This window comes from Brevibacillus choshinensis, from assembly GCF_016811915.1.
Lineage (GTDB): Bacteria > Bacillota > Bacilli > Brevibacillales > Brevibacillaceae > Brevibacillus > Brevibacillus choshinensis_A.
The window spans coordinates 687,745-700,762 of the sequence record NZ_CP069127.1; the positions used below are offsets into that span (position 1 = coordinate 687,745).

The window sequence follows — 13,018 nt, forward strand, 5'->3', positions numbered from 1 at the left end:
AACGTTTGCCCAAACGAGGAATGAGGCAGAGAGCTGCCTTGCAAAGGAGCAAAGAAACTGTGGCCAAGACAACAAAGAAGCGGCGCGGACCGCAGCCGGCAGCAAAGGCGGAGCTCAATGTGCCCGTCCGTGTCGGACAAACCGTGGAAGTGGAGATTACCGGACTGAATCACGAAGGAGCCGGCGTTGGCCGGATTGAAGGATATACGCTTTTTGTCGATGGAGCACTGGCAGGAGAAAAAGTACAGGCCCGCGTCGATCATGTGAAGAAGAACTTCGGTTTTGCCAAGCTGGCAAGCGTCGTGGAAGCGAGCACCTTCCGTTCGATGCCGCCCTGTCCTGTCTACGACCGTTGCGGCGGCTGTTCGCTGCAGCACCTCGCCTACGAGGAGCAGCTGCGCCACAAGCAGCAGATCGTCCGGGACAACCTGCGCCGTATCGGCGGCTTTCCCGTGGAGGGAGAAGGCGCGATCCCCGTTCATCCGACACTCGGCATGAGCGAGCCTTGGCGCTACCGCAACAAGGCGCAGGTTCCCATAGGCGAAGAGAACGGAGCGTTGGTCGGCGGCTTTTACGCGGAGAAATCCCACTCGATCATCGACATGGACGAGTGCCTGATCCAGCATCAGGCGAATGACGAGGCCGTGTCTGCAGTGAAGCGGATAGCCGCGAGTTTGAGCATCCAGCCCTACGATGAAGTGCGACACACCGGCCTTTTGCGTCACGTCGTAGCCAAGATCGCTGTGAAGACCGGAGAACTCATGGTCGTCCTGGTGACGACAGAGGAGACCATTCCGCGCATGGACGAGCTGGTAGACGCGATCCGGACCCAAGTGACGGGCGTGACCAGCATAGTCCAGAACGTCAATCCGGACAAGACCAACGTCATCTTTGGCAAAAAGACCGTAACCCTCTGGGGAAGTGACGTGATCTATGATTATATCGGCCCGATCAAATTTGCCATCTCCGCGCGTTCGTTCTATCAGGTGAACCCAGCGCAGACAGAAGTCTTGTACAACAAGACGCTGGAGTACGTAGGGGCAACCGGTACGGAGACCGTCATCGACGCGTACTGCGGCATCGGGACTATCTCGTTGTTTCTGGCGCAGAAGTCCAAGCACGTATACGGCGTGGAGATCGTTCCGGAAGCCATCGCGGATGCGAACCGCAATGCCGAGCTGAACGGCGTGAAGAACGCAACGTTTGAGACTGGACCGGCTGAGGTGGTCATTCCAGCGTGGAAAGAGCAAGGGATTCGCCCCGATGTCATCGTGGTCGACCCGCCGAGAAAAGGCTGCGACGAGGCCCTGCTCACAACCATTTTGGAGATGCAGCCGCAGAAGGTCGTGTATGTTTCTTGTAATCCGTCAACGCTGGCGAGGGATTTGAAGGTGCTGGCGGAGTCGTATGAGGTGCGGGAAGTGCAGCCGGTGGATATGTTTCCGCATACGGGGCACGTTGAGAGTGTGGCGCTGTTGGTGAGGAAGGATATGGATCGCTGAGATTGCAGTGGTGGAGCGGGTTTGAGGAGTAGCGTAGATGGAATGGAATCGTGAAACAGAAGCTCGAGAATAATAGGGTTGAATCGTAAGACATCAGTTTTTCATCTGTGGATGAAAACAATTTGCGGGATGGATTGAAGAAGTTGTGCGGAGTTATTAGCAACGTGGTAGATGGTAAAAGTTGATACGGCAAACTAAAAAACAGTTATCGCAGAGGACGAATTCTGAGATAACTGTTTTGCATGTTCAAGGATATTTAATCATTTGAAAATGAATGCTTGAAAACTAATTGACGAACGTAGATAACGGAGTAAAATATTTCATATGAGATATATCTCATATCTTTCCAAAAAAGGAGCGATTGTTTTGCCAATCCCCAAAGACATCGCAAAGGTAGAAAAAGCTTCAACCAAGAACAGAGTGCTGCATATGCTTCAAAATTGGATTATAGACGGAACCCTAAAACCAGGGGAAAAAATTTTGGATAAAGAATTAGTCGAATTATTAGGCGTTAGCAGAACTCCAATTCGAGAAGCACTGCAAAACCTCCAAACCTTAGGCTTTGTTGAGATCAGCCACGGAAAGGATACAAGGGTAACGGCACTCCAGCCGGATGAATTATCCGATTTATTTCCTACCCTTGCAGGATTAGAAGCATTAGCAAGCAAAATGGCAACAAAAAAAGCGGATGATGAGCTTATTCACCAGCTTACTGAAATAAATGAACAGTTTCTCCAGGCCATTCAGGCAAACGATAAAAATATGGCGATTGATTTAGATGAACAATTTCATTCCATGATCGTCGCTAAAGCGAATAACAAATACATCACTGAGTTTACAGCCGTACTTCACCTGCATATGAAAAGGTTTAAGTATATCTATTTTACTCCCTCCATGCTCCCTGCAATGGAATCTTACAAAGAGCATCAGCAAATCATTGAGGCTTTAAAAACGCGAGATGAGACGAAAGCTGCCTTGCTTCTGGAACAAAACTGGTTACGCGGAATGGAAACTGTTTCCAATTATATTCATGGCCAATTATCCTAGGGAGGGACTGCTGTGTTCGGGACTCGCTTGAGGAACAATCAACTTTTCTATTACGGCTTATTGGTTATCACCATGCTTTTTTGGGGGAGTGCTTTTGTCGGTTCCAAAATATCTGTAGGAATGGTACCTCCTACCGTTGCGGCGTTGCTTAGGTTCGGATTTGCGACTCTCTTTATGTTTACGCTTATCTTGTTCATAACCAAGGGCAAAAAAGAAAAAACCATTCCTAAAACCCACTTGCCACGCATCGCGCTTCTTGGTTTAATCGGCGTCGCGCTTTACAATCTGTTATTTTTTTGGGGGCTTTCGTTTTCTTATTCATCCGACGGTAGCGTGATGATTCCTACCTCCAGCCCGATCGTCACTGCTTTGCTTGCCGTGTTTTTCTTAAAAGATAAAATGAGCCGGAAACAGTACCTTGGTCTCGGAATTTGTCTGGCTGGCGGCATATTGTTTTTTGCGGGTGTGCATAATGACGGGAAGCTGGTCACGCAGCGTTTTCTTGGCGATCTGCTGTTTCTACTCTCCGCCTGCTGTTGGGGGTTATATACGATGCTAGGGAACAAGGTGCTGAAACAATTTTCACCGCTTCTTGTAACGGCATATGCCATGCTGACAGGTACAGTGATTTTATTTTTATTCGCCTTGAAGGATTTATCCTCTATCGACTGGGGAAGTTTTGATTATCGTTTTTGGATGATTCAATTATATTTGGGCATTTTTTCGACCGCACTCGCGAACTGGTTTTATTATATGGGGGTCAAAATGATTGGAGCGGCAAGAGCTTCTGCGTTTATGTATTGCGTTCCGGTTATCGGTTTATTTTTGTCCACCACGCTATTGCACGAAACACTCACGATTGCACAGCTCGCCGGGTCGGTCATAATGATTGTGGGGGTTTGGTTTGTAAACAGGCGTGCGAAGGATGCCACGTTGAAGCTGCATGATAAAGGAAAAGCAATTGATACATAACAAAAAAGGCACCCTCAAGGGGTGCTTTTTTTACTATTGTTAGTGGAAACTGCCTCACTGGCTACCGGGGTAACAATGCTTAGAATGCTCTTCGATAATTTCCCTTCTGCACGATCAATATACGTTCTTCCTGCAGGGATAAAAACAGGCCTTCTATTTCCAAGGATGCTTTCGCATTTAATAGAGCACGTCAATTGGTTGAAGCAATGGAGGCAAGCATGTTGCAGAGTTTGTTACGATTTGGATGGCTGCTATGAATGAACATGACAACAACGTGATTTGAAGAAATGACTTAAAAGAGCAAAAAGGAAAAAGCGTCGATTCAGATCGGCGCTTTTTCTATTAGAAACCCTATAGCTATCAAAGACTTCAAAATAAAGTCTTAGACTGGCTGATGTTTATATTGAACCACACGAACCTCAGCTCAAAAGGGGTTGTACGGCATCAATGATTGACGTAAATTTTTGTCAGCGCGTATCGAAGCAATGTCGCTGCTACCGGACGGGTAAATGGACGACCCTGATACGTCCAAGTCGTAAGTTCGCGATACATCGCGCTAGTTTTGTTAGCATTGGCGTTATAGACGGAGATTAATTGATTTACATAATCAACGACGTCTTGACGACTGTCCCATATCCATTCGTCGCCGGGAAAAAGGTCGATCGTATAATCCATAAACAGGATTTGATCGGCAATTGTCAGGGGAGGGTTCCCTTTTTCCACGTAATTGGCCAGATCGTTCCAATACTGTGCGTCTGGTTCGTTTATCCATTGACGAACCATTTTTCTTATTTTTTCATAAACGTCGGAAGGCAATTGGGGAGGTCCTACCTCCTCATCGTTCATGGCATCGCGTATTACGGTGTAAATAAATGCTACGGAAGCGGGAATGAGGGTCGTTGCCGTAAATACTGCTGTCGCAAACCCGCCGATTGCCGTCCATTTTTCCCAGTTCCATGACTTTTTTTTCGGAGTGGAGTTTGCTTGTATGGCATGATGGGCTTCTTCGTTATGTTGATCCAATTGATTCAATTCGGAATTGGGCTCTTCACCAGAATATCCGATCGAGGATGAGGAGCTGGATCCGCTCTGAACAGCGTCCAGCGCGGAGGGGTCACCAAAATCCTGGAGCTCAATTTCTTCTAGCGATTTTCTAAGATCAGTTGCTGCTTCCTTATTTTTGCTGGCAAAAGACTCCTCATTCTCTCGAAGTTCTTCTTCTGATTGTTCTAACTCCTCTTTTCGTTGCTCTTCTTCACCAGGGACATCCGATAGCTCTTTTTCTTTATCTTTCTCCTGCGGCATGTTAAGGTGACCTCCTTCTCAACGATTATCTTTCCATGTCGTTTCACTGACTTTTGGAATGGCGACGCATTGAATGATGGACTCGCCGGATGGTTTTTCGATCCGCCTGTAAACGCGATAGCGATCAGCCAATTTCAGCGGGTCTTGAGGGATATCGATCAATGTGGGATGCGCTTTTCCTTCGAGGGTTACTGGATCGGTCCATGGCCCAATTCCTGAAGGTCCCTTGTTATTGACAAACGCTATAGCATAACTGAGTCTTGCTCCGTCAATCCACGGTTCGGTTCCTGTCGTTCCGCTCCATCCTTCCTCCGCAATTTTTGGAGCTTTGGTCGGGGGCTGTGGCGGTTGTTGGGATTTCCATCCATCCAATATTCCCTTCCAAGCTCTGGCGACTTTCAGCCCCTTCTCGAATTTGCTGGAATACTCTTTTCGAATATCGTCAATGAGCTTTTGTCGGTTTGCATTTGCTCGGTCTTTATGCTCGACCGTGTGGGACCCGCTGCAGCAGTCGCCTCCTTCTTGGGTGTCTGGGACAAAATGGGTGAGATCGCTATCACGCTTCAAGTTATCTTTAAATGTCCAACCCCAATTGTCTACCCAATGGCATTGAGCGATGGTTCCCCCATATCCGCTGCATTCCTGATGCCTGTTGTTGTACCGGTAAACCTCCGTGATTTGGGCAAGTCTATCGGCTAACGTTTTCTCCGTGTAGGACTCGACTCTCTGGATAAATCCCATGATAGAGCCTCCGTCGGGGAGTTTCCCACCGGCAATCTGACTTTCCAGCAATGCGAAGTCAAATAACCAAAGGGATTGGTATTTTACAAACCTAGCGTCATCATGCTGGTCATAATGGGAAGCAAGCTGTGCTTCAAACAGAAGAATCATTTTGCGGGCTAGCAAGTAAAGACCAATCGCGCTGACATACAGATCAAAGACTCCGTCTTTATCCAAGTGATCTTCCAAGCTATACACGGCGTCATGTAAGTTCTCACCCGCCGGACTCACCACTTTTTGCAGATCATCAAGAAGTTTTTTCAATGGGTCCACATAACTGTCCCCGTTTTTCATGAGTTTAAGCTCAGATAATGCAATCAAATTGGCCTGAAGCCAATCTGTAAATCGTTTCAGCATTTCAACCGACTTGTTGATTTCCTCTTGGACCATGAAGTCCTCAAGTCGTTTAACTGCGATATCAATCATCTGTTTGATCGCATCGGATTTCGAGTTCTCAGAAGGGAATAGAAAATCAAAGGCTGTGATACTGCCGTCTATGACCGGCCCCCAAGGCATCGGTAGTACCCATGCCAATGTGGATGTTATCTGTTCACCTACTTTGATGATGTCAGAACCACTTGCGGCATAGATGGTCTCGTCAAGCTCAGCGGTTAAATCATTTTTCGCTTCGGGGAAAAATAATCGGGGGGTGCCGCTATTTACATGAACTTTGACATGCTTCAACACGAACATAACAACAGCTTGGTTAGTATCACGGATATAAACGATAGTGCCTGGAGAGATATTGTCGTAAGCTTCGCTTACCATGGCTATTTTTGAAGATTGGAATGTTTCGGATGGAAGTAGGGGAATGGTGGAATCTAAAAGCAATTTCAATTGTTCTTCCAATCGGAGCAGGTTTTTCTGGACATCAGGTTCATACTTTGACAATACTTGAGCGGAACCTTGGAGAGAGAATGGGATATTGAGTAATGGAACATACTTGGTGCACCATTCTACTATTTCCGGGGTAAGCTCGCTCAAGGTAGTTTCATGCCAAAGTTTCATGAAGTCCCGAGCATACCCGACGGAATCATTGGTTGAAATGGAAACGATGATCGGAAGCGCTTGAAGATGGATAGGAACCTTAACAGGCAACACGTTGAATTCCTCCCTGTTTTTGATAGGTAGAAGGTCAATCGTATTTTGGTTTTATTCTATCGCATCACCCTCCTATCTAAGAGAGAATTCGAACACCTGTAATTTCTACTAGATGCATATTTTTCCTTCTTTTGTATTTTAAGTTAATAATACGCAAAGTTGTTTTGGAAAAATGGGTAACTTTATTATCATACATCTCATTAATTCCCATAGTATTTATTTCGTTACCTAAAAATGAGAGGCTCTCGCTTATGATTTGGGAGTACTTCATACGGCAACGAAGTTTACTTTCATGCTGGACACCCTTGGAGGAGAGTCTTACGGGGAAGCTTTGAATTTCATGGAACGGAAAGGAAAAGTGGCAACGATTATCAGCGAGCGTGATGCAAAGTGGCCTGATTACGCAGATGCTATGGAAAAAGAAAAGGACTTGTCCGTAATGTTTGTGTTTACGCGACCAGACGGAAAAAACATGAACCATATTCGAGAATTGGTGGAAGCAAGAAAAATAAGGCCATTTTTGACAGAAATGTACCCATTAACAGTCGAAGGTGCACAAAAAGCACATTTATCCAGTCAAACAGGAAGAGTTCGAGGTAAGATTGTGCTAGTTAATGAGTGAAATCATTGGATGATTTGCTTTACGAGGATACTGGGCTGGTTAGCCTAAACAGTTATCTGTTTGGGAAAATTATATGTCAAATGTGTTGCATGAAAAAACCGGACCTACAAGGAAGTCCGGTTCTCGCAAAAGCAAGCGTGGTTCAACTAACAAGCCCTTCGATCGATTAGTCAGTCTGTTTTAGCAGGCCATACTCTGCCCATTCTTCCTGTGAAGGTCCATATACACCAGGTACTTTCAAACCTGCTTGACGCATGAGAACCGTCATTTGTCCGCGGTGGTGAATGAGATGGCAATTTAAGATGAAAAGTGTTAGTCCATTCGGCCAATTTTCTCCATGTATAACGTTTATTTCTTTTAATGACTCGTCTGTCCATTGCTGTTTTATTGCGGCAATCATGGATTCGCTTGACTGACGAAAGCTATTACCGAATTCCTTTGCAGAAGCGGGAACCTGGCTCCCATGACTCCCCACTGCATCGAATATTAATCCGGTTTTAGACATCATATCGTGCAAAGAAGTAATGATATGCCAAGCTAGTTCGCCCAGTGTTCTATGACCTTGAACTACCTCTTGGTTTAATGAAGCATCTGTCAGCACATCCATGACTTTTTGTGTCGAGTTTGCTTCATGGTTCCAGTTCCTCATAAATTCTTCGATTGTACGATACATTCTTCTCAGCCTCCTCGTGTTCAAATGGGTTTTGCAATACCATTTGGATGCAAGCTACAAAAGTCACCCACTTACAAATGCTGTAGCCCGATGCGATTGCCTTCGCTGTCAATAAACATGCCTAAGTATCCTGCGTTTTCCCCAGCATATGTCTTCTCCATAATGACTTTTCCACCAGCTTCATGTACTCGGGATAGAATGGTTGCCATGTCTGGGCTTCCATCCAGGTATACAGTGAGACCCTCTGCAGATGGTTTGTGATTCGGTCCCTGTACTAAAGCCCCGCCATTAAACTGCTCTTGAACCGGGAAAAATGCGTATTCGGAATCATACATCGGAACCACTTGCAATTCACACTGAAAAATCTGCTCGTAAAAAATTTTAGCCCGTTTCAAATTCTCTGCTGGAATCTCAACCCAAATAAACAAACGTTGCAGCATCCTCAAACCTCCGTCGACTATAGTTTGAAAGCCTTTCGCTATTCACATATATAGACGAATAAGCGGTTCCAAAATCATCGGTGTGTCCCAAAAAGAACACGGTATCTGCTAGTTCGAGACCGACCGGTTGAATTTAAACTTCAGGTTGCCTGCCGGTGGATGTCCTCGCGTTTAACTGTGTGGGAAGACCAAACCGTGAATACAGGGCAGCATCGATGAATGTGTGGATGTGAGCGATTTTTCCATCTTTAATCTCTAGCACATGTAGGCCCCACGGTCTCAACGTCCCATCGGGTTCAGTAGGTGCATATTGTGCATAGGCAGGATTTTTACTGTTGACGCTGACCGGAAGGAGCCGGGAACCAAAACAATGGCTTCGTGTTGCTTCATAGAAGGAAGCGAGGTTGGCACGGTCGCGAACCCACATAACGAATGGAGGCATCGACAAGCTGCCGTTCTCGTGAAATAACTCCATTAGAGCATCGATATCGTATTGTTCAAAAGCTTCCACGTAACGGGAGAGTAGCTGGTGGTCTGCTTCGTCGTCCATATCCCGAAGCTCATCCGACCGAAGATTCACACGAGACATCGTCGCCCGCGCTCTTTGTAAAGCACTATTGACGGCTGCCGAGGTCATCCCCAGTGCTTCCGCAGTTTCTTTAGCCGACCATCGGAAGACATCATGGAGGATGAGCACCGCGCGCTGGCGAGGTGGTAAGGATTGCAGCAGAGCAATAAAGGACAATCGCAGGGTGTCCTTCCGAACGAGAAGATCCACTGGATCGCATGCAGTATCAGGAACCGGCCAAATCCAAGATGTATGGGGTAAAACCGTTCGAGGTTCCACAATCGAAATGGAGGGACCAGACAGGTCCATTGGAAGTGCACGGCGCTTTGCATACCTTAGCTTATCTAGACACACGTTTGTAGCAATACGGTACATCCAGGATCTGGGCGAGGAGTCTTGCCTAAATTGGTCCCAACCTTGCCAGACACGAATAAGCGTGTCCTGAACAGCGTCGTCAGCATCGAAAATGGACCCTAACATTCGGTAACAGTATGAAGTTAACTCCTTCCTAAACTCCTCGACCAACTCTAGCTCTACAGGCTTTTCGATCATATTACCTCCATTATCGACAATGGAATTTCCAAAGCGTTTACACCATATCCTGCTCAGATAGCGTAATATTCTCAGGTGATAAAACCCGATTCTACAAGCTGAATCGGATTCTCTTTTTTAAAAAATTTTACTTCTCTCAGTAAAACCAAAGAATTCTGAAGGTTTCGTATACAAGGCTATTATAATACGTTCAAGGGTTTCAAGAGAAATATTCCGTGCTCCTGCTAAGTTTGCTAAATTCCCCATGACAACCACATTAACTTAAAAATAGGCGATATAAAATTGCTTCTCACCGTATGTCTTAATAACCCTGTAAAATGGCACCCAAAGACTCAAGATTAATAAATAAATCACGAAAGAATAATAGATGTTATATCCATGTTGATAGTGAAAAACCCCTATGATTCGTTCCAACGATTGAAAACAAGGAGATCTGCCAAACACCTCCCTAAAAATCCCGGAGAAGCACCGTGAAAGAATGATAGCGGACTTTATGCTTTTTTAGGACTTTATCGGTAGCCCTCATCAAACATTCCTCCGCCTAGCAACCCTATTCTTGCCCACAAGTCTTATGTTTTAATGAGAAAAGAAAATGTAGTCGAGTAGCTACGGAAGAGGGATAACATGAAGCGCCTAACGATCGGCTTGTTTGCCCACGTGGATGCGGGCAAGACGACTTTCGCAGAACAGCTGCTATACCATACGAACAGCATCCGATCGCGAGGCAGGGTAGATCATCAAGATGCTTTTCTGGACAGCCATGACATCGAGCGGACAAGGGGGATCACCGTGTTCGCCGATCAGGCGGTTATGCACTATAAGGGCGACGTTTATTATTTGATCGACACGCCTGGACACGTCGATTTTTCCTCCGAGATGGAACGAGCGATAGGGGTCATGGATTACGCGATTGTGATTGTCAGTGCGGTAGAAGGCGTCCAAGGGCATACCGAGACAGTTTGGCAGCTGCTGCGCAAGCATCGGATTCCGACGTTCTTCTTCCTTAACAAAACGGATCGGATCGGCGCGGATGCAAAGCGAACAGAGGAGGAGATACGCCGTCATTTGACAGGTGATGTCTGTTCGATCAAGGACCACTTTGTCAACGGTATCGTCGGTGAGGGGTTGCGGGAGATGATGGCGGAGCGGGACGAGTCTTTGCTCGAAGCGTTCCTGGAGGAGAAGGATGATCAAGCTTTTTGGCTGGGCGCCTTGCGGGAGATGACACGAGAGGGCCGTCTCTTCCCCTGCACCTACGGATCGGCGCTGCAGGATGAGGGCGTTGATGAATTCCTGGATCAACTGCACCTGTTGACGACATCCTCTTATGAAGAAACGGCTCCGTTCGGGGGCCGCATCTATAAAATTCGACATGCCGCAAACGGACAGAGGCTAACGTTCATCAAAGCAGTGAGCGGCACGCTGAAGGTCCGGGAGCTGCTCAGGTATGAGAGCGGCGGACTACCATACGAGGAGAAGATTACCCAGATCTTATTGTACAACGGAAGGAAATCGCAGGCGGTTGAGCAAGTGGCAGCCGGCGATTTGTTCGCAGTCGCCGGCTTGTCTGAGGCCGAGGCTGGACAAGGGGTGGGGCATTACACAGACAAGTTTGCTTACGAGACTGAGCCGACGCTGCAGTCGAAAGTGCAATTCGACGATTCGCTTCACGTGCAGCAAGTGCTTGGTGCGTTCCGCATTTTGAATGCGGAGGATCCGTCTCTGAATGTGGTTTGGGAAGAGAGTCTGCAAGAGATTCACATTCGCGTCATGGGTCTGATCCAGCTAGAAGTGCTGGAGCAGGTAGTGAAGGAGCGCTTCGGTTTCGCAGTCTCTTTCGGCCAGCCGGAAATCTTGTATAAAGAAACGATCCAGTCTGCTGTGACCGGCTATGGACACTTTGAACCGCTCAGGCATTATGCTGAAGTGCACCTCCTGCTGGAGCCGGGGGAGCGAGGCAGCGGGATCCACTTCACTAGCCTATGTCATCCTGATGACCTGAGTTTTAACTACCAGAACCTGATTCGGTCTCATCTGTACGAACGGGAGCATCATGGGCTGCTGACAGGCATGCCGGTCACCGATTTGAAAATCACTCTGCAAAGAGGCCGTGCGCATAACGAACATACCCATGGGGGCGACTTTCGTGAGGCCACCTTCCGCGCGCTGCGGCAGGGACTGGAGAAAGCGGATAACCTCCTGCTGGAACCCTATTATGACGTCAAAATCAAGGTGGGAATGGACGAGATGGGGAGGGTGCTGTCTGATATTCAGCGAGCCTCAGGCACGTTCGAGCCGCCGCAGATGTCGGATACCCATGCGGTCATTACGGGAAGGGTGCCCGTGGCGACATTCATGAACTACAGCGCCGAATTCGCTTCCTTCACGCATGGACGAGGCAGCATCCGCTGCGTGTTTGGCGGCTACGACCGCTGCCATAATGCGGAGGAAGTGATCGATAAGAAAGGCTACCAAAAGGACGCAGATCCTCTCTATACCTCTTCTTCGATCTTCTGCGCCAAAGGGGCCGGCTATTCGGTGCCTTGGGACGAGGCGGAAGCCAAGATGCATCTGCTCTGAGCGGAGCCACAGGAACGGCATCATGCTTGCTCTTACGTTTAGATAAAAATAACAGTGATAAAAGCCATTAAAGTGAAGGAAGGTCGTGTCATACCATGAATGCAGAATGGGTCATGCAGGAGCTCGAAGCTCTCGGCAAGGAACGACTCAAGAAAATGTACATGTCCAATGGAGCGCACGAACCGCTTTTTGGCGTGGCGACGGGCGCGATGAAGCCCATTGCCAAGCAAATCAAAATCAATCAACCTTTGGCTGAGCAGCTATACGCCACAGGAAACTACGATGCCATGTACTTTGCTGGCATCATCGCAGATCCGAAAGCGATGACCGAGGAGGATTTTGAGCGTTGGATGGATGGAGCTTATTTTTATATGCTATCCGATTACGTGGTTGCCGTAACCTTGGCGGAAACCGATATGGCGCAAGAAGTTGCCGATAAATGGATCGCAAGTGGCGAAGAGCTCAGAATGTCAGCGGGATGGAGTTGTTATTGCTGGCTTTTGGGAAGTCGGCCGGACGCTGAGTTTGCCGAAAGCAAAATCGCTGGCATGCTGGAGCTTGTGGAAAAGACGATTCACGATTCACCCGAACGCACGAAATCTTCGATGAATACTTTTATGTACACCGTCGGGGTGTCCTATCTGCCGCTCCATGATCAGGCGGTCGAGACCGCCAAGGCGGTAGGCCCAGTAGAAATGAAACGGGACAAGAAAAAAAGCAGCATCTTGCACGCTTCCGAAAGTATTCAAAAAGCGGTAGAAAAAGAGCAGCTTGGTTTCAAACGAAAATATGTAAGATGCTAAACGTCTAAGAATACGAGTCTTGTGGAGTCGGTGGCAGGGGATAAAAACAGGGGACAAAGGGGAGCGAAAATCG

General features: G+C 47.4%; 11 protein-coding genes. 6 read left to right on the top strand and 5 right to left on the bottom strand.

Annotation, left to right across the window (positions count from 1 at the left end; all coding sequences use genetic code 11):
* Nucleotides 1-59 precede the first annotated feature (59 nt).
* The 3 genes from rlmD (at nt 60) to JNE38_RS03705 (ending at nt 3,521) form a co-directional block, all read left to right on the top strand.
* Entirely contained in the window at nt 60-1,502 is a 1,443-nt protein-coding gene (gene rlmD / locus JNE38_RS03695; RefSeq protein ID WP_203355294.1) for a 23S rRNA (uracil(1939)-C(5))-methyltransferase RlmD, read from the top strand.
* Nucleotides 1,503-1,868: 366 nt separating this feature from the next.
* Nucleotides 1,869-2,549 carry a GntR family transcriptional regulator gene (locus JNE38_RS03700; protein WP_203355295.1) on the top strand — a complete coding sequence of 227 codons (681 nt, stop codon included), beginning with the start codon at nt 1,869-1,871 and terminating at the stop codon, nt 2,547-2,549.
* Between the two features lie 12 nt (nt 2,550-2,561).
* Nucleotides 2,562-3,521, top strand: a complete 960-nt coding sequence (locus JNE38_RS03705) for a DMT family transporter (protein ID WP_203355296.1) — start codon at nt 2,562-2,564, stop codon at nt 3,519-3,521.
* A gap of 444 nt (nt 3,522-3,965) precedes the next feature.
* Here the strand turns inward: JNE38_RS03705 and JNE38_RS03710 are convergent, their stop codons facing one another.
* Nucleotides 3,966-4,826: a hypothetical protein gene (locus JNE38_RS03710; RefSeq protein WP_203355297.1), complete on the bottom strand. Its 861-nt coding sequence runs from the start codon at nt 4,824-4,826 to the stop codon at nt 3,966-3,968.
* Nucleotides 4,827-4,844: 18 nt separating this feature from the next.
* Nucleotides 4,845-6,707: a hypothetical protein gene (locus tag JNE38_RS03715; protein ID WP_203355298.1), complete on the bottom strand. Its 1,863-nt coding sequence runs from the start codon at nt 6,705-6,707 to the stop codon at nt 4,845-4,847.
* A gap of 292 nt (nt 6,708-6,999) precedes the next feature.
* On the opposite strand from JNE38_RS03715, the gene JNE38_RS03720 reads away from it, so the two are divergent.
* A complete protein-coding gene (locus JNE38_RS03720; RefSeq protein WP_203355299.1) occupies nt 7,000-7,329 on the top strand; it encodes a zinc-binding dehydrogenase in 330 nt (109 codons plus the stop codon).
* 166 nt (nt 7,330-7,495) lie between these two features.
* On the opposite strand, the gene JNE38_RS03725 is transcribed toward JNE38_RS03720, so the two are convergent.
* The 3 genes from JNE38_RS03725 to JNE38_RS03735 all read right to left on the bottom strand — a co-directional run bounded on the left by JNE38_RS03725 (nt 7,496) and on the right by JNE38_RS03735 (nt 9,562).
* Entirely contained in the window at nt 7,496-8,002 is a 507-nt protein-coding gene (locus tag JNE38_RS03725; protein ID WP_203355300.1) for a DinB family protein, read from the bottom strand.
* A gap of 71 nt (nt 8,003-8,073) precedes the next feature.
* The gene (locus JNE38_RS03730) at nt 8,074-8,442 is read right to left on the bottom strand and encodes a VOC family protein (protein WP_203355301.1); all 369 of its coding nucleotides are present in this window, start codon (nt 8,440-8,442) and stop codon (nt 8,074-8,076) included.
* Nucleotides 8,443-8,575: 133 nt separating this feature from the next.
* Complete coding sequence (locus JNE38_RS03735; RefSeq protein ID WP_203355302.1) at nt 8,576-9,562, bottom strand: sigma-70 family RNA polymerase sigma factor; 987 nt, start codon at nt 9,560-9,562, stop codon at nt 8,576-8,578.
* 624 nt (nt 9,563-10,186) lie between these two features.
* Between JNE38_RS03735 and JNE38_RS03740 the strand changes: the two genes are divergently transcribed.
* Together JNE38_RS03740 and JNE38_RS03745 are read left to right on the top strand one after the other, a co-directional pair.
* Nucleotides 10,187-12,142 carry an elongation factor G gene (locus JNE38_RS03740; protein ID WP_203355303.1) on the top strand — a complete coding sequence of 652 codons (1,956 nt, stop codon included), beginning with the start codon at nt 10,187-10,189 and terminating at the stop codon, nt 12,140-12,142.
* A 95-nt stretch (nt 12,143-12,237) separates the two neighbouring features.
* A complete protein-coding gene (locus tag JNE38_RS03745) occupies nt 12,238-12,945 on the top strand; it encodes a DNA alkylation repair protein (protein ID WP_203355304.1) in 708 nt (235 codons plus the stop codon).
* The last annotated feature ends 73 nt before the right edge of the window (nt 12,946-13,018 follow it).

Bases quoted from the DNA above. Each gene is read 5' to 3' on its own strand.
- JNE38_RS03710 (WP_203355297.1), bottom strand. From the start codon at position 4,826: ATGCCGCAGGAGAAAGATAAAGAAAAAGAGCTATCGGATGTCCCTGGT.
- JNE38_RS03720 (WP_203355299.1), top strand. From the start codon at position 7,000: ATGCTGGACACCCTTGGAGGAGAGTCTTACGGGGAAGCTTTGAATTTC.
- JNE38_RS03725 (WP_203355300.1), bottom strand. From the start codon at position 8,002: ATGTATCGTACAATCGAAGAATTTATGAGGAACTGGAACCATGAAGCA.
- JNE38_RS03730 (WP_203355301.1), bottom strand. From the start codon at position 8,442: ATGCTGCAACGTTTGTTTATTTGGGTTGAGATTCCAGCAGAGAATTTG.
- JNE38_RS03735 (WP_203355302.1), bottom strand. From the start codon at position 9,562: ATGATCGAAAAGCCTGTAGAGCTAGAGTTGGTCGAGGAGTTTAGGAAG.
- JNE38_RS03740 (WP_203355303.1), top strand. From the start codon at position 10,187: ATGAAGCGCCTAACGATCGGCTTGTTTGCCCACGTGGATGCGGGCAAG.
- JNE38_RS03745 (WP_203355304.1), top strand. From the start codon at position 12,238: ATGAATGCAGAATGGGTCATGCAGGAGCTCGAAGCTCTCGGCAAGGAA.